This window comes from Streptomyces monomycini, assembly GCF_022271435.1.
GTDB classification, from domain to species: Bacteria; Actinomycetota; Actinomycetes; order Streptomycetales; family Streptomycetaceae; genus Streptomyces; species Streptomyces monomycini.
In genome coordinates, this window is record NZ_JAFIQY010000012.1 from 24,634 (window position 1) to 44,332 (window position 19,699).

General features: G+C 73.0%; 18 protein-coding genes. 4 read left to right on the forward strand and 14 right to left on the reverse strand.

The window, feature by feature from the left end; all coding sequences use genetic code 11:
• Window positions 1-453: 453 nt before the first annotated feature.
• Window positions 454-1,515 (reverse strand): ATP-dependent DNA ligase, encoded by a 1,062-nt coding sequence (locus JXZ78_RS16355; RefSeq protein ID WP_030019116.1) that lies wholly within the window; start codon window positions 1,513-1,515, stop codon window positions 454-456.
• Window positions 1,516-1,604: 89 nt separating this feature from the next.
• Here JXZ78_RS16355 and ligD point away from each other — a divergent pair, with 89 nt between their 5' ends.
• Complete coding sequence (gene ligD, locus JXZ78_RS16360) at window positions 1,605-2,609, forward strand: non-homologous end-joining DNA ligase (protein WP_030019117.1); 1,005 nt, start codon at window positions 1,605-1,607, stop codon at window positions 2,607-2,609.
• A 28-nt stretch (window positions 2,610-2,637) separates the two neighbouring features.
• On the opposite strand, the gene JXZ78_RS16365 is transcribed toward ligD, so the two are convergent.
• The 6 genes from JXZ78_RS16365 to JXZ78_RS16390 form a co-directional block, all read right to left on the reverse strand.
• On the reverse strand, window positions 2,638-3,357 hold the full coding sequence (locus tag JXZ78_RS16365; RefSeq protein WP_030019118.1) for a hypothetical protein: 720 nt from the start codon (window positions 3,355-3,357) through the stop codon (window positions 2,638-2,640).
• Complete coding sequence (locus JXZ78_RS16370; protein ID WP_030019119.1) at window positions 3,357-3,923, reverse strand: SigE family RNA polymerase sigma factor; 567 nt, start codon at window positions 3,921-3,923, stop codon at window positions 3,357-3,359. Before JXZ78_RS16370 ends, JXZ78_RS16365 begins: the two co-directional genes overlap by 1 nt.
• Before the next feature lie 329 nt (window positions 3,924-4,252).
• Entirely contained in the window at window positions 4,253-4,864 is a 612-nt protein-coding gene (locus tag JXZ78_RS16375; RefSeq protein ID WP_157851514.1) for a hypothetical protein, read from the reverse strand.
• A gap of 338 nt (window positions 4,865-5,202) precedes the next feature.
• Complete coding sequence (locus JXZ78_RS16380) at window positions 5,203-5,946, reverse strand: HAD family hydrolase (protein ID WP_033037378.1); 744 nt, start codon at window positions 5,944-5,946, stop codon at window positions 5,203-5,205.
• A 24-nt stretch (window positions 5,947-5,970) separates the two neighbouring features.
• Entirely contained in the window at window positions 5,971-6,450 is a 480-nt protein-coding gene (locus JXZ78_RS16385; protein ID WP_030019122.1) for an Lrp/AsnC family transcriptional regulator, read from the reverse strand.
• A gap of 218 nt (window positions 6,451-6,668) precedes the next feature.
• On the reverse strand, window positions 6,669-7,961 hold the full coding sequence (locus JXZ78_RS16390) for a YeeE/YedE family protein (protein ID WP_238783161.1): 1,293 nt from the start codon (window positions 7,959-7,961) through the stop codon (window positions 6,669-6,671).
• Window positions 7,962-8,792: 831 nt separating this feature from the next.
• Here JXZ78_RS16390 and JXZ78_RS16395 point away from each other — a divergent pair.
• Window positions 8,793-10,304, forward strand: coding sequence for an FUSC family protein (locus tag JXZ78_RS16395; protein WP_030019124.1), 1,512 nt, complete (start codon window positions 8,793-8,795; stop codon window positions 10,302-10,304).
• 195 nt (window positions 10,305-10,499) lie between these two features.
• The gene (locus JXZ78_RS16400; protein WP_030019125.1) at window positions 10,500-11,543 is read left to right on the forward strand and encodes a lactonase family protein; all 1,044 of its coding nucleotides are present in this window, start codon (window positions 10,500-10,502) and stop codon (window positions 11,541-11,543) included.
• 73 nt (window positions 11,544-11,616) lie between these two features.
• On the opposite strand, the gene JXZ78_RS16405 is transcribed toward JXZ78_RS16400, so the two are convergent.
• From JXZ78_RS16405 to JXZ78_RS16435, 7 genes are all read right to left on the reverse strand, one after another.
• A complete protein-coding gene (locus JXZ78_RS16405; protein WP_030019126.1) occupies window positions 11,617-12,486 on the reverse strand; it encodes a sirohydrochlorin chelatase in 870 nt (289 codons plus the stop codon).
• Window positions 12,487-12,887: 401 nt separating this feature from the next.
• On the reverse strand, window positions 12,888-13,898 hold the full coding sequence (locus tag JXZ78_RS16410; RefSeq protein WP_030019127.1) for an N-acetylglucosamine kinase: 1,011 nt from the start codon (window positions 13,896-13,898) through the stop codon (window positions 12,888-12,890).
• Window positions 13,891-14,994, reverse strand: coding sequence for an LURP-one-related family protein (locus JXZ78_RS16415; protein ID WP_030019128.1), 1,104 nt, complete (start codon window positions 14,992-14,994; stop codon window positions 13,891-13,893). The genes JXZ78_RS16410 and JXZ78_RS16415 overlap by 8 nt, the downstream gene beginning before the upstream one ends.
• Window positions 14,995-15,016: 22 nt before the next feature.
• Window positions 15,017-15,694: a uracil-DNA glycosylase gene (locus tag JXZ78_RS16420; RefSeq protein WP_030019129.1), complete on the reverse strand. Its 678-nt coding sequence runs from the start codon at window positions 15,692-15,694 to the stop codon at window positions 15,017-15,019.
• Window positions 15,695-15,757: 63 nt separating this feature from the next.
• Window positions 15,758-16,876: a WD40/YVTN/BNR-like repeat-containing protein gene (locus tag JXZ78_RS16425; protein ID WP_238783162.1), complete on the reverse strand. Its 1,119-nt coding sequence runs from the start codon at window positions 16,874-16,876 to the stop codon at window positions 15,758-15,760.
• A 251-nt stretch (window positions 16,877-17,127) separates the two neighbouring features.
• Complete coding sequence (locus JXZ78_RS16430; RefSeq protein WP_030019131.1) at window positions 17,128-17,397, reverse strand: GlsB/YeaQ/YmgE family stress response membrane protein; 270 nt, start codon at window positions 17,395-17,397, stop codon at window positions 17,128-17,130.
• A gap of 133 nt (window positions 17,398-17,530) precedes the next feature.
• Complete coding sequence (locus JXZ78_RS16435; RefSeq protein WP_030019132.1) at window positions 17,531-18,043, reverse strand: VOC family protein; 513 nt, start codon at window positions 18,041-18,043, stop codon at window positions 17,531-17,533.
• Window positions 18,044-18,538: 495 nt separating this feature from the next.
• On the opposite strand from JXZ78_RS16435, the gene JXZ78_RS16440 reads away from it, so the two are divergent.
• Window positions 18,539-19,639: an NADH:flavin oxidoreductase/NADH oxidase gene (locus JXZ78_RS16440; protein WP_030019133.1), complete on the forward strand. Its 1,101-nt coding sequence runs from the start codon at window positions 18,539-18,541 to the stop codon at window positions 19,637-19,639.
• Window positions 19,640-19,699 lie beyond the last annotated feature (60 nt).

Sequence of the window (19,699 nt, forward strand, 5' to 3'; positions counted from 1 at the left end):
CACGCTGCCGTACTCTCCCGTCTCCACCGTGAACTGCCGACGCTTCAGCATCCCATGACCGGTAATTGTCCGGTGGCGGTCGTGGGGGGAGGGCCGGGGTTTGTGGCGGGGTTGTGACGATCCTGGAAATGGCGCCGGTGGTGCGCGTCCCGTGGGGCCGGGACCAGCGCGTATGGCACTGCCGGTGTCGGAAAGGATGTGCCGGCGCTCTTATGTCCATGCCGGCGTCCAGGGCGAATCCTGCGCAGCGGAAGTGACCATGACCGTGTTTATGCGGCGGCCCGTGCCTGCGCTTATGCGGCGGCCAATGATTATGGCCGGGAGAAGAGCGCGGAGTTCGCGGGGTATTGCGTGAAGCTCAACACCGCTGGCGTTGCACGGTCGTTCGGTGACGCGTACACCTCGTGAATGCGCGGCGACGGCAGGTGGGCGGAACGGGCACGGCGCCGGGCGTCATGCCCCGAGGACCGCGGAGAGGTCGTAGCGGACCGGCTCCTCCAGCTGTGCGTACGTGCACGACGCCGGTTCGCGGTCGGGGCGCCAGCGTCGGAACTGGGCGGTGTGCCGGAACCGGTCACCCTGCATGTGGTCGTAGGCGACCTCCACCACACGCTCCGGGCGCAGCGGCACCCAGGACAGGTCCTTCTTGCCCGTCCACCGGCTGGGGCCACCCGGCAGCCGGCCCGCCGCCTGAGCCTCCTCGCTGGTCCACTCCTCCCACGGATGGCCCGCGACGGACTCCATCCGCAGCGGCGCCAGCTCCTCCATCAGCTCCTGTCGCCGGCGCATGGGGAAGGAGGCGCACACACCGACGTGCTGGAGGCGGCCCTCCGTGTCGTACAGGCCCAGCAGCAGGGACCCCACGACCGGGCCGCTCTTGTGCGGCCGCAGGCCCGCCACGACGCAGTCGGCGGTCCGCTCGTGCTTCGTCTTGACCATCACCCGCCGGCCCGGCCGGTACGGCATCCCGGGCGGCTTCGCGACGATCCCGTCCAGCCCGGCTCCCTCGTACTGCTCGAACCAGTCGCGGGCCACGTCGAGGTCCTCGGTGACGGGCGCGGTGAACACCGGGTCGGCGGCCTCGCGCAGCGCAGTCTCCAGGGCGTCCCTGCGGTCCCGCTGCGGTACGGACATCAGCGACTCGTCGCCCAGCGCCAGCAGGTCGAACGCGACGAAGGACGCCGGAGTCACCTCCGCCAGGTGGCGTACCCGGGAGTCGGCGGGGTGGATGCGCTCCAGCAGGGCGTCGAAGTCCAGCCGTCCTTCCCGGGCGATGACGATCTCACCGTCCAGTACGCAGCGCGGCGGCAGCTCGGTACGCAGGGTCTCCATCAGCTCGGGGAAGTAGCGGGTGAGCGGCTTGCCCGAACGGCTGCCCAGCTCGATCTCGGCGCCGTCGCGGAAGACGATGGCCCGGAAGCCGTCCCACTTGGCCTCGTACTGTATGCCGGGCGGGATGTCGGGGGCGGCCTTGGCCAGCATCGGCTCCACCGGGGGCATCACGGGAAGATCCATGCGGCGATTGTGCGGCGGGGCCTGCCGTCCGGGCGGCGGTACGCGCCCGCCGAGGGGCGGTGGGTGCCCGTACGGCCTAGTTTGGGGGCATGGCAGAGTCGCTGGAGCTGGACGTGGGGGGACGGACGGTCCGGGTGTCGCACCCGGACAAGGTCTACTTCCCGCAGCGCGGCTTCACCAAGGCCGACGTGGTCCGTTACTACCGAAGCGTCGGCGACGGCGTGCTGCGCGCCCTCCGGGACCGGCCCACCACGCTGGAGCGGTACCCCGACGGCGTGGGCGGTGAATCGTTTTTCCAGAAGCGTGCGCCGAAGAACCTCCCCGACTGGATCCCCACCGGCCGGATCTCCTTCCCCAGCGGCCGGTACGCCGACGAGATCTGTCCCACCGAGCCCGCCGCCGTCCTGTGGGCGGCCAACCTCGGCTGTCTGACCTTCCACCCCTGGCCGGTCCGCCGGAGCGACACCGACCACCCGGACGAGCTGCGCATCGACCTCGACCCGCAGCCGGGCACCGGCTACGCGGACGCGGTACGGGCCGCCCTCGCCCTCCAGGACGTCCTGGACGGCCTCGGACTCACCGGCTGGCCCAAGACCTCCGGCGGCCGCGGCCTGCACGTCTTCGTGCCCATCGTGCCCGACTGGACCTTCACCCAGGTCCGGCGCTCGGCGATCGCGGTGGCCCGGGAGCTGGAGCGGCGCGACCCCGGGCGGATCACCACCTCCTGGTGGAAGGAGGAGCGCGGCGCCAAGATCTTCGTGGACTACAACCAGACCGCGCGGGACCGCACCATCGCCAGCGCCTACTCCGTACGGCCCTTCCCGCACGCGCCGGTGTCCGCCCCGCTGCGCTGGGAGGAACTGGCCGACGCCGTACCGGAGGACTTCGACCTCGGCACCATGCCGGCCCGCTTCGCCGAACTGGGCGACCTGCACGCCACCATGGACCGGCACCCCTGCCGCCTGGAGGCCGCGCTCGAACTCGCCGACCGCGACGAGCGCGAGCACGGGCTCGGAGACCTCCCCTACCCGCCGGAGCACCCGAAGGTGAAGGGCGAACCGAAGCGGGTGCAGCCGAGCCGCGCGAAGAAGTGACGCGCGGCGCGGGTCCGTCGGGGGAGGCTCAGAAGGCCCCCCGTACGCGCAGGTCGCCACCGGACGCTCCGTCCGGCGCCCGGGCCGTCGCCGCGTACGCGTCGTCCTTGGCGTCGCGGCCGCCTTCCGCGTGGTTGTACTGGCCCGCGAAGACGTGCCGCCCGGCGGGCACGGTCCGGCCCGGCTTCAGCGTCCACCGGTAGACCAGCGCACCGTCGTGCTCGTCCACGGACACCGTGAAGTCGGCCGGGGGCAGCGTGCTCCAGTGACCGGTGGTCGCCACACCGCCGGTCTGGGCGATCCGCAGCTCCACGGTGAGCGTGGTCAGCGGCCGCTTCGTCCGGAGGGTGACGTTGCTCTGCGCCCAGTAGGTGTTGCTGTACGGGTCCACCGAGCCGTCCGACCACAGCGGGCCGTCCTCGGTGCGGTACGGAATAGCGGGGGAGGCGCGCCGGTCCTCGTCCGGTCCGGCGGGGCCGGCCGGGCGCGTCGTCACCTTTCCCGGGCCGGGAGGCTGCACGACCGTCGCCACCGTGTAACCACCGGCGACGAGCGCCCCCACCGTCGCGGCGGCCGCGAGGGCGACCCGCGGCCACGACCGGTACGGCGCCGACCGGCGGCGCGACGCCGTACCGCTCCCGGCGGAACCCGCCATGCCGCGCTCCACCCGCGCGAGCATCCGGGCGCGGTCGGGGCGGTGGGCCTGCGCCGCGTCACGCAGCTGACCGCGCACGTCGTCGTCCCCCATCACTTCCTCCTCCCCGCGAGGTCGTCCACGACCCCCGCGCCCAGGTGCCGCTGGAGTTCCGTCAGGCCGCGGGAGGTCTGGCTCTTGACCGTTCCGACCGATATGCCCAGCGCCAGGGCGGTGTCCCGTTCCGACAGGTCGAACGCGTGCCGCAGCACCACGCACGCGCGCTTACGGAACGGCAGCCGCTCCAGCGCCTGCCGGACGTCCACGACGGCGGCCACGTCGGGGCCGTCCGACCGCTCGGAGCGCTGGGACCAGAACAGGGCGACCCGGCGCCGCTCGCGCACGGTGCTGCGAATGCGGCCGCGGGCCATGTTGGCCACCACACCCCGGGCGTAGGCCACCGGGTGTTCCGCGTCGCGCACGCGGTCCCAGCGGTGCCACAGGGCGAGCAGCGCGTCCGCCGCCAGGTCGTCGGCGGCGTCCGTCTCCCCGGTGAGCAGGTGGGCCAGGCGGGCCAGTTCGGCGTGGTGGCGTTCGAAGAAGGCGTGGAACTCCGCCGACGCCTCAGCGGTGCAGGGGGCGTCGCGTGCGCTTCTCGGAGGGGCGGCGGACGAGATCATGCCGGCCCTCCGGGACGCGGCGGCTGCGGCCGGTGACCGATGCGGGGGAAGGGGCTGACCACGGGCGGGCTCTCTCGGTCGGGGACACTCTGTCAGCCCCTCAGTTGCCGCCGGTTCGGGAAAGGTTGCCGCCGGGGTGGAAAAGGTCGCCGCCGGGGTGGGAAGAGTTGCCGTTGGTGCGGAGAAGGTTGCCGCCGTCGCGGGAAAGGTCTTCGTCGTCCGCCGGACCACCGTCGCCGTCGCACGGACGGAGCTCCCCACGGGCGCGTCACGTGGGGAGCTCCGCCGTCAGGCCCGGGGCCGGGCCGCGGGGTGCGGAGCGTCCGGCGTCACTTGCACGCGGCCGCCGCCCGCACGGGGGAGGCGGGCGAGGGCCGGGAGGCGGGGGAGAGGCGGTTCGCGAACCGCAGCCGCTCCACCGGGTAGGCCTTCGGGTACGTCCGGTTGATGATCTCCAGGTTGTTGGCGAGCCGCACGTCCGCGGTGATCAGGGAGAGGCGCAGCATCTTGGTCTGGCCGACCACCTGGGTGTCCTTGGCCTCCAGGTTCTGCCCCGTCGCGGCGGCCCGGGCCCGCAGTTTGTCGATCACGGCGGTGCTCGCGTAGGTGCTGCTCTTCTTTCCCGACCGGTTCTTCAGGAAGGTGTTGAGCCAGGCCCGTTCCGTGTTGCCGCCTGCTCCGAACTCACTGTTCACCTGCGGCACGATGCACGGCCGCCGCTTTCCCATGGCGGTGTCGAGCCGGTTCAGGTACGCCGTGGACTGCTTGGCGTGGATCAGGACACCGGTGTCCAGCGAGACGTACTCCTTCGCGGCCCGGGGGGAGGTGTGGGACGGCTCGGGGGGTGTGGCGGCGGGTGCGGCCGCCGCGGACAGCGCGGTCGCCGTCACGGCCAGGCAGACGGCTATCAGGGACTTCCTTACGGGCGCTGTGTGACGCATGTCTTTCCTACCTGCTTTCGGGGTGGGCGGATCGGCGACGTCCCCGGTGTTCCGGGGGCGTGGCGGACGCGGGTGGCAGGAAAGGGGTGCCCGGCGGGGCGGCACTCGGCATGAGCCGGACGGCAATGTCGCACGAACCGGTGAATACGGGGCGGGGCGGGCCAACCGGTGCCGGCGGGCTCCCGCACGGGTGCGGGGCCGACTCCGCCAGCCTCCGGGAAGCGCTTCCTTCCGGGGCCCCGGGCGCGTTCACCAGCTGTGGCAGGGCGCCGGTCCGCGGGCCGGCAGCATTGCTGCACATGGCGGAGCGCACGCTCCGTGATCCCACGGGCAAAGGACTACCGGACCCGCCGGTCCTCGTACTTCTCGTCCTTCGTGATCCACCGGTGCGCGGCGTCCGCCGTGAAATCCTTCTGTCCGCCCGGCAGGAACAGTCTCGCGCTGCCGAACGCCGGGTCCGTCGCCGTCTCCGGTACGTACGGGATCGCCACGCACCGCATCCCGGCCCGGCGTGCCGCCTCGGCGCCGGGCGGCGCGTCCTCCAGCACCACGCAGGTCTCCGGCGCGGCACCCAGCCGCCGTGCCGCTTCCAGGAAGACGTCGGGCGCCGGCTTGCCCTGCGCGACCTCCTCGGCGGAGACGAGAACCGTCAGCCACGCGTCCAGGCCGGTGGCCGCGAGCACCGTCTCGATCGCGGACCGCGAGGAGCCGGAGGCCACCGCCATCGGGTGCCCGGCCGTGTGCAGCCGCTCCACGAACGTCCGCATCTCGGGGAAGACCTCGGTGTGCGCCCGGGCCAGTTCGAGGTAGGCGCGGTTCTTGCCGGCCAGCAGCTCGTCGACGGGCGCGTCGATGCCGTACTCCCGCTGGAGCGTCTCCAGGGTCTCGCGGGTGCCGATGCCGATGAAGCGGGTGTGGTGTTCCCAGGTGAAGTCGGTGACGCCGTACTGGGCGAGGACCCTGCGTCCCGCCTCGTAGTAGTTCGGCTCGCTGTCCACGAGCGTGCCGTCCAGGTCGAAGATGACGGGCGAGGGGGAAGCGGCGGGAGGAGTGGCGGGGGAAGCGCCGGCGGAAATGCTCATGGGGCCAGCATGCCAAGGCGCCTGTCAGCGCGGCCCGGTGGTCCCGCCCACCGCTTCGACCAGCGGCAGCATCCGGTGCGGCACCCGTTCCCGCAGGGCCACCTCGGTCCGCGTACGGACCACGCCCGACATCTTGATCAGCCGCTGGATCACGTCCTCCAGGTGCGCCGCGTCCCGGGCGACGACCCGTGTGATCAGGTCGCCGCCGCCGGTCGTGGAGAACGCCTCGATGATCTCCGGTACCTCGGCCAGCTCGTCGGCGACGTCTTCCAGGTGCCCCTGGGTGACCTCGATGTGCACGAAGGCGAGCACGGGATGGCCGAGCGCGGCGGGCGAGAGGCGGGGCCCGTACGCGGTGATCACCCCGTCCCGCTCCAGCCGGTCCAGACGCGCCTGGACGGTGCCCCGGGCGATGCCGAGGATACGGGCGTACTCCCGCACGCTGGTGCGCGGCTGCTCCAGCAGCAGCCGCAGGATCTTCGCGTCGAGCGTGTCCACGGCCATGGGCCAACGGCCTCCTCGGGGGCGGTACGGGGTTCGACGACTGTACCAACGGCCCAGTTGGTGGCGTGTAGGGGCGGTCGGTGGCCAGGGCTGGAAGCCACCGCGTAGTGGTCGCCCGGCCAGCGGCCAGCGGCCAGCGGCCAGCGGCCGGCAGCCGGCGGCCCTCAGGCGCCGGCGCCGGCCGCCGTCACCTGTCGGCTGTCATTCACCGTCATCTGTCAGCAGACACCGTCGCCGGGCTTCGGGTTGGCCAGCCGGAAGACGGGCCGCAGTTTCAGACCTGCCCAGGTGCCGAGCAGTGCCGTCGCACCCCAGATCCAGCCGTGCAGGCTGCCGGAGGCGATGCCGGCGAGGTAGGCACCGATGTTGCAGCCGCCGGCCAGCCGGGCACCGATGCCCATCAGCACGCCGCCCGCGACCGCCGCGACCGCGGTGCGCCAGGGGGTGCCCCGGTGCAGGGCCCAGGTGCCGCCCAGAGCGGCCGCCACCGCCGCGCCGATCATGATGCCGATGTCGGTGAGGCTGGTCTTGTCGGCCAGTACGGGGCTGGACAGCGTGTGGGCGTTCGCAGGCTTCTGCCAGTACGACCAGGTCTCCGGATGCCCACCCAGCGCGCTCACCAGCTTCGCGCCCCACAGGCTGAACGCGCTGGTCACACCCCACGCCCCGCCGGACACGAGGAGCACGCCACCGCCCAGTACCGCCAATACCACCGCGCCGGTGGCCAGCGGCCACGAGCCGCGCAGGACACGTGCGGCCCGGGTCTTCGCCGACGGCACCGGGCCGGTCGGCGGCGGGTTGCGGCGTGCCTGGACCGCCCGGCTGACGGCCACGACGGCGGCCAGCGCCAGGATCGTGACGGCCCACGAGCCGAACCAGCCGATGTGGTCGGCGAACACGACGGGCTCGAACGCGGGCAGGTCCCGCCACAGGTCGAACTGCCAGGCGGCCAGGGTCGAACCCGCGATGAAACCGCCCAGCGTCAGCACGATGGAGGTCTGTCCCGACCCCACCGCGAACAGCGTGCCGGAGGCGCAGGCACCGCCCAGCTGCATACCGACGGCGAACACGAACGAGCCGAGGAGCAGCCCCACGCCGAGCGGCCCGCCGGAGGGCTCGGGAGTCGATCCGAACAGTCCGGTGCCGGCGCCGATGACCAGGGCGAACAGCGTGGCCGTCGTTCCCAGCAGGAGCGCGTGGGCGCGCAGCCCGGCCCCGTTGCCGACGGTGACCAGCTGCCGCCACGCCGAGGTGAACCCGAACCGCGAGTGGAACAGGGCCACCCCCAGCCCGAGCCCGAGCAGCAGCAGGACGCCGGGCTTCGCCCCGTACGACGCGAAGACGTGGCCCGCCAGCGCCACGGCGATCAGCAGGCCGACGGCGAGCGGCAGACGGCGGACGGGCGGGGCCGGAGGAGCGGCGGGCCGGGGCCGGGAGGTGGGGGAGGGGGCGAGCAGGGGCGCGGCGGGGCGGGGGGTTCCGACGAGCGGGTCAGGGGGAGCTGTGGTCACAGCGGGCTCCGTGAGGTGAGCGGTGAGCGGCGGGCCGAGCAGCGGGGAGGGGCGTACGGCGCGGCGCGGGGCGGGACGGCACAGGGCGGTGCCCCGGGTGCCCGAGGCGCACGTCACCCCGGAAAGGCCGGGGGCGGGGAAGCGGTGATCACGGACGTCGGCGCCTTCGGTGCGGCGCCGGCGGCAGGCTTCAGCGGGGACAGAGCCCGTCGTCGACGCACCAGGCCGAGTTCGCGAAGAGCGCGAGACAGAGGAGGCGTGCGGGTGCGGACATGACGACGAGGGTAATGCGTGGGCGTTGCACGCGGTCGCGGTGTTCCGTCATGTGGACGGGTGGATGAGACGCGGTGAGACGGGGATGGGGTACGGCACTGGGAAGTGAACTGGGCACGGCGGGGATGCGGGCGGGGCGCGGGCCCGGAAAGGGGACGATTCGAGCCGTCGGGCCATCCTTCGCGCCAATGGCCACCTGCTGGCCCAGGCGACGTTGTCGAAGCTGGGCCAATGGCACAGTCTTTTCCGGCTCTGTTGAGCCAACAGCAGTGTTGATGTTGTCATAGGCGAGTCGATGGCGCTGCGGATCTCCGCGGCGCCTTTTTGATGCGAAGACGCGGAGCCGCGCCCACGGAGCGGCGCGCCGGCGGCCGCGTCACCGAGCCGAGGCAGCGGAGCCGCAGAGCGGAGCCGAAGCGCCGGGCCGAACGACAACAGAGCTGTACGACGACAGAGCTGCACGACAACAGAGCTGCACGACAACAGAGCTGAAGTGACACCGAGCTGATCGACACAGGGTCGAACAGCACAGAACTGATCGCCAAGGGGTGGGAAACCGTGTTGAAGAGGGTGTTCGTGGCGCCGGACCCGGGGCGGCTGCGGCTGCGCAGCGCCGCGCGGGCCGTCGTGGGCGTCGGACTGGCGGTGGCCGTGTGCGCCGCCGTCGGCCACTCGCTGGTCGGTGCCGTGGTGGGCGGGGTCGCCGCGCTGCTCGCCTTCTTCACCGTCGCGGACTCGACGGTGCGCGGGCAGATGGTCTCCACCGCCCTGCTGCCCCTGGTCGGGTTCCCGGTGCTGGCCGCCGCAGCGCTGCTGCACGACTACCCGCTGGTACGGGACATCGCCTTCCTCGTCACGGTCGGCGTGGGCGTCTACGCCCGCCGCTGGGGCCCGCGCGGCAACGCGCTCGGCATCTTCGCGTTCATGTCCTTCTTCGAGGCCCAGTTCCTGCGTACGGTGCCCGAGCAGCTGCCGGAGCTGTACGCCGCCACCGCGCTCGCGCTCCTCGCCTGCTCCGTCGTCCGCTTCGGACTGTGGTGCTACGAACGCCGTACGCCGCCGCCCGCCGTCCCCGTCCTCCCGGGCGGCAAGGGACTCGCCCGCGCGACGACCCGCCAGGCACTCCAGGCGACCGTCGGCGGAGCCATCGCCCTGGCCGCGGGCCAGCTGCTCTCCCACGAACGCTGGTACTGGGCGGTCGGCGCCATGTGGTGGATCTTCGTCAACACCGCTTCACGCGGCGAGACCGTGGTGCGCGGCTTCCGCCGGATGCTCGGCACCCTCCTCGGCATCCCCGCGGGCCTGCTGATCGCCGTCCCCCTGCACGGGGCCCTGGCGCCCACGGCCGTCCTCATCGCCGTCTGCGTCTTCTCGATCTTCTACGCGTCGCCGGTCTCCTACACCTGGAACATGCTCGCGGTGACCCTGATGGTCGGCCTGCTGTACGGGCTGCTGGGCGTCCTCGACCCGGGGCTGCTCGCGCTGCGCCTGGCTGAGACCGGCGTCGGCGCGCTCAGCGCGCTGCTGGCCGTCCTGGTCGTACTGCCAGTCACCACGCACGCCACGACGGACGCCTGGGTCCAGCGCGCGCTGCGCTGTGTGCACCACTGCACCGCCGAGGCCGCGGCGCGCATCGCGGGCACGGAGAGCGCCGACCCGGCCCCGCTCGTCGCGGAGCTGGAGGTGCTGCTCCGCAAGGTACGGATGTCCCTCGCCCCGCTGGTGCATCCGCTGGCCCCGATGCGCGCCCGCCGGGAACGGGCCCGGCAGGTGCTGGCGCTGCTGGACGACTGTGCCCGTGAGGTCCGCGGGCTGGCGTCCATCGCCGCCGATCCGGTGGCGTCGCACGACGCCCGGCTGACCGCGGCCTGCCAGCGTGTGGAGGCCGCCGTCGAAGCGCTCACCACTCCGCGACAGCCTCGTGAGGTCGCGGCTGCCACCGCGGCCACCGCACCGCACGCACCCGCCCTGGAACCGGCGCTCGCCCACCTGCACAGCCTGGAGCGCGCCCTGGCCGAACTGGCAGCCCCGCTGCGCAGCTCCCCGCGCCCGCCGCTGGCCGACGCCTGACGGAACGGCGGCCGTACCGGCCGGTGCACGCCGCACCGGCCGGTACGAAGCCACCGAGCGGACCGTGCCCCGCGACCCGTCGTCCGACGGCCCGCACCCGACGGCAGACCCCCACCGGCCTGTTAGCGTCAGCGCGTACGACTCCTTACAACTCCGTACGACGCGCAGGGCGGACGAAGGGCAGGCGAGACGCCGATGGGTACGACAGGCAGCGGACGGCGGGCGTACATCGGGTCGTTCACGTCCGCGGGCGGGCGCGGTGTCAGTACGGCGGCGGTCGACCCGGAGACAGGCGCCCTGATCCCGCTGCACGCCACCGACGAGGTGTCCGACCCGAGCTATCTCGCCGTCTCACCCGACGGTCACCGCCTCTACGCGGTGAGCGAGACGTCCGACGGCGCTGCCGCCGCCTTCACCCTCAGCGAGAACGGCCCGGTGCCGCTCGGCGTGCCCGTACCGGTGCGGGGCGCCGCCCCCACGCACCTCGCCCTCTGGGGCGGACACCTGCTGACCGCCAACTACACCTCCGGCAGCGTCAGCGCGCTGCGCGTAGCGGCCGACGGCAGCCTCTCGGAGCCCGCCGCCGTGCTCCGGCACGAGGGCCACGGCCCGAACTCCGACCGCCAGGAGGGCCCGCACGCGCACGCCGTGTCACCCGACCCCTCCGGCCGCTGGCTGCTCAGTGTCGATCTGGGCACCGATTCCGTACGCGTCTGCGAACTCGACCCGGCGAGCGGGGAACCCGTGGTCCGTCACGAGGTACGGCTGCGGGCGGGCAGCGGGCCCCGGCACCTCGCCTTCCACCCGCGCGGCGGCCACGCGTACGTCGTCCACGAGCTGGCCTCCACGGTCACGCCGTGCCGCTGGGACGCCACCACCGGCACCCTCACGCCGCTGACCGAGACGGCGATTCTGCCCCCGGACGCGGGCGACAACCACCCGTCCGCACTGGTCGTCTCGCCCGACGGCCGCTTCGTCTGGGCGGCGAACCGCGGCCACGACAGCATCTCGGTCCTGGCCGTCGATCCGTCCGGGGACGGCCTCACCCTGGTCACCACCGTGCCGTGCGGCGGGCACTGGCCGCGCGACCTGGCACTGCATCCGGGAGGGCGGCACCTCTACGCCGCCAACGAGCGCTCCGGTGACGTGACCTGGTTCTCCCTCGACCCCGCGACCGGGACACCGGAAGCCGGCGGTTCGATCGCGGTCCCAGCCGCTTCCTGCGTGGTCTTCGCCTGAACCGCCGCACGGCCTGTCCGTACGGAAGTCGTACGGACAGGCCGTGCGGCCACATGGTCACCGGCTGACGAAATCACCGCGCGGGCGCGTGCTGTCCCGCCGCCTGCAGCGTGATGCCCAGCGCCGACGCGTAGTTCGACAGCACCAGGCGGCCGACCGTCCCGTACGCGCCCAGGGGCTCCGCCGCCGAGCAGCCGGCCTCCGCTGCCGCCGCCCCCACCAGGCCGTCGGCGATCTCGGGGCCGATCAGGTACGGGGCCAGGGCCAGCTGCTGCGAGCCCGAGGAACGCAGCTCGTCCGCCGTACGGGAGATGGCGCCCTCCTCGTCCAGCGCGGCGGCCAGCACCGGCACGGCCAGGCGGGCGGAGAGCAGCATGCCGGTGATCCCGGCGGCCTGTACCGCCTCCTCGCCGCCCACGGTGGCGAGGACGATGCCGTCGGCGGCCGTCGCGACCGTGAACAGGCGCGCCCGGTCGGCACGGGCCAGACCGGCTTCGGAGAGGCGGACGTGCAGGGCCTCGGCGAGCAGCGGGTGCGGGCCGAGCACCTCGGTCAGCTCGGCGGCCGAACCGCTGTTCATGACGGCCTGGCGTATACGCCGCAGCAGCGCGCTGTCCGGCCCGGCGAGCAGCGGCACGACCACCGCGGGCGGGCCCTGCCGCTCGGGCTGCGAGCCGTCGCCGGTCCGCGCCTTGTGCTCATTGGCGGCCTGGGCGAGCACGGCCTCCAGCGCCGGGTACTCGGTGTCGCCGCCGTCCACGAAGCCGATCCGGGCGTCGAGGCCGGGCAGCTCGGAGCGGGCGATGCTGGTCACCTCCGCCGCCAGACTGCGCGTGGCGGGGGTGGGGGTGCCGGGAACGGCGAGAACCAGGGAGGGCGCGCCCTCGGGCGCGGCGACGGGTTCCGGTCGGCGGTGGCGACCGGACTGCCGGGGACGCGGCATTCGTACAGGCAGGCCAGGTGCGGCGCCCGAGCTCGGAGAAACTTCGTCAAAACGGGGCGAGCCGGGTGCGGGCCCAGTGGGGGAACTCATGGCGTCGCATGTTAACGCCTCGGGGGTGTCCCGCGCGGCGGGAGGGCTGGGTCGGGAGGTATCCGTCCCGAATTGTCCCGCGCGCCGTATGAGCAGGTCAGAGCCCGAATCGAGCGTCGGTGCGAGTCCGTCGGGGCCTTGGCGGCGAGAGCCGGTCCGCGGCCCGGCGGGCGCGCTCCCGCGAGCTGTCCGGGCCCTCCGTCGCTGGAACGATTCAGCGGGCATTCATGACAACTTCCGGAATTCACGGCTTTACGGCTTTACGTCATCCACGGGCACCCGCGCCACCTCGTGCCCCCTGCCGCGTCCCCCTACCGCGTGACCCGCAGCAGCTTCTCGTCCGTGGGCAGGAGCAGCCGGCCGGTGGCCAGCGCCGCGGCGACGCGCAGTGCCCCGGTCAGCGGGTCACCCTCCGCCTCGACCCGCCGGGCGTGCGGCAGCAGTGCGTCGAACGCCGTGCGCAGCGGCGCCAGAAGCGGCTCTCCCAGATGCAGCAGGCCCCCGGTGAAGGCCACCACGCTGCCGTCCGCCGCGGGGCAGACCGCCGCTGCCGCCTCCGTCAGGTGCCGCGCGGCCCTGTCCAGGATGTCCGCGGCCACGGGGTCGTACCCGGCACAGGCCGCGACCTCGGGTGCGAACGACGCGAGGACGGCCGTCCGGTCGGTGCGCGGATACAGCATGCCGGGCAGCTCGGCCGCCGGTCCCCAGAGCGCCTCCATACGGGCCAGCAGCGCGGGGGAGCCGCCCGTACGCCCGTCATGGGCGCGCAGCGCGGCCTCCAGCCCGGCCCTGCCGATCCAGGCGCCGCTGCCGCAGTCGCCCAGCAGGTGCCCCCAGCCGTCGGCGCGGCGCCAGCCGCCGGCCGCGGTGAGGTCCGTGCCCGTCGCGATGACGCCGGTGCCGACCGCGACGACGGCGCCCGGCGTCTGACCGAGCGCCCCGGCGTACGCCGTCACGGCGTCGGCGGCCAGCGCGAGCCGCCGCACCCCGAACGCCTCCGCCAGCGCCCCGGGCAGCTCGGCACGCAGCTCCGTGCCGAGCGACGCCATGCCGGCGGCGCCGACACACACCGCGTCGAACCGCCGGGCCCCCGTGTCCCGCATCAGGTCCTGCGCGGCCGGCACCAGTTGCTTGAGCAGCTGATGGGCGTCCAGACCGTTCGGGCCGGTGCCGATCGGCTCCTCGGAGGTGTACGAGGCGAGCGGCCGCGCGTCCCCGCCGTCCGCACGGGCGACGGCGATCCGCAGCCCGGAGCCGCCCGAGTCCACGCCGAGGACATGACCGGGCGCCGGACCTGCCGCACCGCTCCCGGTCTCAGCCAAATCCGCGCGCGTCCTGCTTGAGGGCGGTGTCCACGGTCAGCGCCGTGGCGACGACCAGGCTCCGCAGCGGCTCGGGAAGCTGGGCGTGGACCTGCAGGACGTAGTTGTCCGCGGTGGTGAACATCGTCTTGGCCAGGCCCTCCCAGGTCTTGGTGATCCGGGCGACCTCGGTGTCGGTGTGGTCGACGATGGCGAAGTTCCAGGCGCGCCAGTTCTCCGCCTTGATGGCGCCGACCTGCTGTCCGCCCGCCATCATCGCGAAATTGATCTTGCCGATGGCGTTCTGCTGCACGATCTCGCCGACCGGCTGCCCGTCGGGCCGCTCCACCAGCACCTTCGACTTGATGAACTTCGCGGGGCGGGTCAGCGCCAGCTGAGGCTGCCCGTAGGCGTCGCGGATCTCCAGCCGGTGCGTCATGTACTGGTCGAGGCTGGAGACGATCCGCAGCACCTTCTTCGCGGTGCTCTGGCCGACCTGGACGACCGTGCCGAGGGTGTTGCCGTGCTGGTCGAAGACGCTGTATTCGTTCGTCACCTCGATCAGCTTGGCCTTCTGGTTCACCACCAGGACCGGTTCGGTGAACAGCGTCCCGCCGCCCTGGGCGGTGGGCGCGACCCCGGCCTGCTGCTGCACCTGGTACTGCACCTGTCCCGGGTTGCCGCCCGGCTGCTGCCCGTAACCCGGCTGCGCTCCCGGCACCGGCCCGCCGTGCATCGGCTGCCCGGCCCCGGCGTGCTGCCCGGCCGGTACCGGCTGCCCGGCCTGCGGCGCGTACTGCTGCGGCATCGGCTGCCCGGCGCCCTGCTGCTGGGGCGCGTAGGCCTGGCCGGGGCCCTGCTGGCCGTGCGGCTGCCCGCCCTGCTGCTGAGGGGCGCTCTGCTGCCCGGCCTTCACGTACGACGGCTGCTGCGCTTGCTGCTGCTGGGCCTGCTGCGGCATCTGCTGGGCCGCCCTGTGCGAGGCCGATGTCTGCGCCTGGGCCGGACGGCCCTCGTGCGTGTGCTCGGTCCACCGGGACCCGTCCCACCAGCGCAGCAGGTCGGGCGTGCCCTGCGGGTCGGCGTACCAGCCCGCAGGGATGTTCGCGTTCGTCATGCGGGCACACTATCCCGCAGGGTCAGGGCAGTCTCCAGTCCACCGGCTGTGCGCCCTGCCGCACGAGCAGGTCGTTGGTCCGGCTGAACGGGCGCGAGCCGAAGAACCCCCGGTCGGCCGACATGGGGGAGGGGTGCGCCGACTCCACCGAGGGCAGGTCGCCGAGGAGCGGCCGCAGATTGCGCGCGTCGCGGCCCCACAGCACCGACACCATCGGGCGGCCCCGGGCGACCAGGGCCCGGATGGCCTGCTCCGTGACCTCCTCCCAGCCCTTGCCGCGGTGCGCCGCCGGTTTGCGCGGCGCCGTCGTCAGCGCCCTGTTGAGCAGCAGGACGCCCTGCCGCGTCCACGGCGTCAGATCGCCGTTGGACGGCCGCGGCAGCCCGAGGTCCGAGGCCATCTCGCGGTAGATGTTCTCCAGACTCCCGGGCAGCGGACGGACGTCCGGCGCGACGGAGAAACTCAGGCCCACCGCGTGACCGGGCGTCGGATACGGATCCTGCCCGACGATGAGCACCCGGACGTCGTCGAAGGGCTGTTGGAAGGCGCGCAGCACATTGCTGCCCGCCGGGAGATAGGTACGCCCCGCGGCGATCTCCGCCCGCAGGAACTCGCCCATCCTGGCGATCTGCCCGGCGACCGGCTCAAGTGCCTTGGCCCAGCCGGGTTCGACGATTTCATGAAGAGGTCGTGCAGCCACGACCGTCACCCTACTGGCCGCAGGGTGATCCTCTTCAACCGACGGCCCGATCCGCCGCCCCGCTCAGCCGACGGCGGCTGCCCGTACGCACAGCACGTCCGGCAGGTGGGAGGCGAGCTGCTGCCAGCTGTCGCCGTCGTCCGCGCTGGCGAAGACCTCTCCGTTGCGGTTGCCGAAGTAGACCCCGGCGGGGTCGGTGTCGTCGACGCACAGCGCGTCCCTGAGCACCGTGCCGTAGTGGTCCTCCCGGGGCAGGCCGTCGCTGAGCGCCTCCCAGCTCGCACCGGCGTCCTCGGTGCGGTACACCCGGCAGCGGTGCTCCGCCGGGACCCGGTCGATGTCGGCGGTGATGGGGAAGACGTACGCCACGTCGGCCCGGCGCGGGTGGGCCGCCGCCGCGAACCCGAAGTCGGAGGGCAGCCCGCCGCCGATGTCCGTCCACTGCGCGCCCGCGTCGTCGCTCCGGTAGACGCCCCAGTGGTTCTGCAGATAGAGCCGGTCCCGGTCCACCGGGTCCTGCGCGATCTTGTGTACGCACTGTCCGAACTCCGGGTCGGGGTCCGGGAGGAACACGGCCTTCACGCCGCTGTTCGACGGGGCCCAGCTGCGGCCGCCGTCCTTCGTACGGAACACACCGGCGGCGGAGACCGCGACCGTCACCGCGTCCGCGTCCCGCGGGTCCGTGATCACCGTGTGCACCGCCAGCCCGCCACCGCCGGGCACCCACCGCTCCCGGGACGGGTGGTCCCACAGGGGGCGGACCAGCTCGAACGTCTCGCCCCCGTCCGCCGACCGGAACAGTCCGCCGGGCTCCGTCCCGGCGTACACCACGTCGGGCGCGGCCGGGCCCGCCGGATGGAGCTGCCACACCCGCTCCAGGGAAGTCTCCGTGTCCGGCGGGTACTTGACGGGCGGGCGGGACGGCTCCCGCCAGGTCTCGCCGAGGTCGTCGGAGTGGAAGACCGAGGGTCCCCAGTGGGTGCTGTCCGCGCCGACCAGCACCCGGGGCGTCGGACGGCGGGTGTCGATGCCGATCGCATACACCGCCTGCGCGGCGAAGTACGGCCCGGCCAGCTCCCAGTCGCCGCGCCGCCGCCGGCCGAGGAACAGCCCTTTGCGTGTGCCCACCGCGAGGAGGACGTCTGTCTTGTGCGGTGTCTTGGATGTCTTGCCGGATGCCATGCCGAACACCTCCGGGACGCCGTTGTCTCAGGTGTAGTTCAGTCTGCACCCGACCACTGACAACGGCCCTCCGGCGCCCCGTTCGCGCAGGTCAGCATGTGTGTGCCTGCCGTTCTCGGCCGGCTCCGAGCGATCAGCTCCGAGCGGCCGGCTCGGAGCTGATCGCTCGGAGCCGGCCGGCCGGGCAACGGGAAGAGCCGGCCCCCTGTCACCAGGGGACCGGCTCTTCGCCGTCGTTCGGCCGTGCCGCGTCAGTGCCGTTGGTTACGGCCGATGGTCACGCGGTAGATCACCAGGACGATCACCGACCCGATGATGGCCGCGATCCACGTCGACAGGTGGAAGAAGCCGTTGATCGACTCCACCCCGAAAATCACCTTGCCGAGCCAGCCGCCCAGCAGACCGCCGACGATGCCGATCAGCATGGTGACGAGGCATCCACCCGGGTCCTTACCCGGCATCAGTGCCTTCGCGATCGCACCCGCCAGCAACCCGATCAGGATCCACGCGATGATTCCCATGGCAGCTCACCTCGTTCACAAATAAGATCAAAACGCTTCGACTCTGGTGTTTCCCGCTTTTGCGGATCGAAACACTGCAAGTGCATCGGTTCTCTGTGCGACCCCCTCCGGCGCGTCCGTGCGGCCGCGGCGCTCAGGGGCGCCACCGGTACCGGCGGGCCGTCCGCTCGTATGGCTGCGGATCCGGGTAGGTCAGCAGTTCCAGCGTGCTGCCCCAGGGTGTGCGCAGATACACGAACCGATTGCGCGCCCCCTCCTCCGGCCCGGGCAGGGGCTGCGGCGGCCCGAGAGCCACCGCGCCCGCCTCCTCGGCCCGCGCCACCGCGGCGTCCAGGTCGTCCACGTAACAGGCCAGGTGCTGCCACCCCAGGTCGCAGGGGATGGCGGGGGGCCGCTGCCGCGGTCCGGTGAACTCGAACAACTCGATGCCGGGCCCGTTCGGCAGGGCCAGCATCCGCATGGCCGCCTGCGCGGTGCCCGGCGGCACCCCGAGGCGCCGCTCGACGCCCTCCCCGCCGTTGGGGCCGTCCTCCCGGGACAGCGTGTCGTACAGGACCTCCGCGTCCAGCGCCGCCGCGAAGAAGGCGGTCGCCGCGTCGATGTCGGGAACCGTGACGCCGATGTGGTCGATGCCGCGCGTGGCCATGTGCGCGTCCTCCTCGGGATGCCGCGGAAGGGGGCGGCGATACGGGGGCGGGGTCACCCCTACGGGTGTCCGGCACGGCCGCGGCCGAACGGCCACGCGGTCCGGGAGCCGGCCACTGCCCGGATCTCCCACACTGAGGCGTCCCGCGGCGGAGCTTGCGGCGGAGCTCACCCGGGGCGTCAAAAATCGCTCGAACGAGATGTCCGGGGGCCCTTATCGTGAGCCAGTCGGCCCAGGGCGGTGCTCCGGGCCAGGACGGCCGGTCGCGGCGGTACGGGGGTACGCCGCGAGCCGGACGGACAGCGGCGTGGAACCGTGGAACGACGTGCGGGGCCGGACCCATCGAGGGCCGGCCCCGTTTGCGTGCGCCGACGTGTGGCCCCTCGGGCCCCCTCACGGCAAGTACGAGAACCTTCGTAGTTTGACAGCCCCCGTACTACGAGGGTTATCGTACGAAGCGTCAAGCCGAAGCATCACCGAACGCGGGAGTCCGTCGTGAGCGCACTGTTCGAGCCCCTCACCCTCCGGTCGCTGACCATCCCCAACCGCATATGGATGGCTCCCATGTGCATGTACTCGGCGGCGCCGGACGGTCCGGAGCAGGGCGCGCCCAACGACTGGCACTTCCAGCACCTGGCCTCGCGCGCCGTCGGCGGCACCGGGCTGATCCTGACCGAGGCGACGGCGGTGAGCCCGGAGGGGCGCATCAGCCCGTACGACCTGGGGCTCTGGAACGACACGCAGACCGCCGCGTTCCGCCGCATCACCGACTTCCTGAAGGCGCACGGCTCCGTGCCGGGCATCCAGATCGCCCACGCGGGGCGCAAGGCCTCCACCGAGCGTACGTGGGTGGACCGCGGCGCCCCGATCGCCCCTGGTGAGGGGCACGGATGGCGGCCGGTGGGCCCGAGCCCGCTGGCGTTCGACGAGGCGTCCGCCGAGCCGGCGGAGCTGTCGGCCGAGGAGATCCAGGAGATCGTCGGGCAGTTCGCGGCGACCGCGCGGCGGGCCCTGGAGGCCGGCTTCGAGGTGGCGGAGATCCACGGCGCGCACGGCTACCTGATCAACGAGTTCCTCTCGCCGTACACCAACCGGCGTAACGACGAGTACGGCGGCTCGTACGAGAACCGCACCCGGTTCGCGCTGGAGGTCGTGGACGCGGTGCGGGCCGTGTGGCCCGAGGAGCTGCCGGTGTTCTTCCGGATCTCGGCGACGGACTGGCTGTCGGAGAACGCGGACGACGAGCGCGAGGGCTGGACCGCCGACGACACCGTGCGCTTCGCCGCCGACCTGAAGGCGCACGGCGTGGACCTGCTGGACACCTCCACCGGCGGCAACGCCCCCGGTGCGAAGATCGCGGTGGGGCCCGACTACCAGGTGCCCTTCGCTGAGCGGGTCAAGAAGGAGACCGGGCTGCCGGTCGGCGCGGTCGGTCTGATCACCGAGGCCCAGCAGGCCGAGAAGATCATCGTGGACGGCCGGGCGGACGCCGCCCTCATCGGCCGCGAGCTGCTGCGCGACCCGTACTTCGCCCGCAACGCGGCCCGCGAGCTGGGCGCCGACGTCCACATCCCCAACCCGTACCACCGTTCCTGAGGCGTAAGGCCCGCCCTGCCGGTCCGGATGCCCGTACGACGGGTGCCCGGTCCGGCGGGG

What these genes read in the sequence shown, in the direction of transcription:
- JXZ78_RS16430 (WP_030019131.1), bottom strand. Translation starts at nt 17,397, where the DNA reads ATGGGAATCATCGCGTGGATCCTGATCGGGTTGCTGGCGGGTGCGATC.
- JXZ78_RS16385 (WP_030019122.1), bottom strand. Translation starts at nt 6,450, where the DNA reads ATGGCCGTGGACACGCTCGACGCGAAGATCCTGCGGCTGCTGCTGGAG.
- JXZ78_RS16415 (WP_030019128.1), bottom strand. Translation starts at nt 14,994, where the DNA reads ATGACGAACGCGAACATCCCTGCGGGCTGGTACGCCGACCCGCAGGGC.
- JXZ78_RS16435 (WP_030019132.1), bottom strand. Translation starts at nt 18,043, where the DNA reads ATGGCCACGCGCGGCATCGACCACATCGGCGTCACGGTTCCCGACATC.
- JXZ78_RS16355 (WP_030019116.1), bottom strand. Translation starts at nt 1,515, where the DNA reads ATGGATCTTCCCGTGATGCCCCCGGTGGAGCCGATGCTGGCCAAGGCC.
- JXZ78_RS16425 (WP_238783162.1), bottom strand. Translation starts at nt 16,876, where the DNA reads ATGGCATCCGGCAAGACATCCAAGACACCGCACAAGACAGACGTCCTC.
- JXZ78_RS16380 (WP_033037378.1), bottom strand. Translation starts at nt 5,946, where the DNA reads ATGAGCATTTCCGCCGGCGCTTCCCCCGCCACTCCTCCCGCCGCTTCC.
- ligD (WP_030019117.1), top strand. Translation starts at nt 1,605, where the DNA reads ATGGCAGAGTCGCTGGAGCTGGACGTGGGGGGACGGACGGTCCGGGTG.
- JXZ78_RS16365 (WP_030019118.1), bottom strand. Translation starts at nt 3,357, where the DNA reads ATGGGGGACGACGACGTGCGCGGTCAGCTGCGTGACGCGGCGCAGGCC.
- JXZ78_RS16375 (WP_157851514.1), bottom strand. Translation starts at nt 4,864, where the DNA reads ATGCGTCACACAGCGCCCGTAAGGAAGTCCCTGATAGCCGTCTGCCTG.
- JXZ78_RS16370 (WP_030019119.1), bottom strand. Translation starts at nt 3,923, where the DNA reads ATGATCTCGTCCGCCGCCCCTCCGAGAAGCGCACGCGACGCCCCCTGC.
- JXZ78_RS16405 (WP_030019126.1), bottom strand. Translation starts at nt 12,486, where the DNA reads ATGCCGCGTCCCCGGCAGTCCGGTCGCCACCGCCGACCGGAACCCGTC.
- JXZ78_RS16400 (WP_030019125.1), top strand. Translation starts at nt 10,500, where the DNA reads ATGGGTACGACAGGCAGCGGACGGCGGGCGTACATCGGGTCGTTCACG.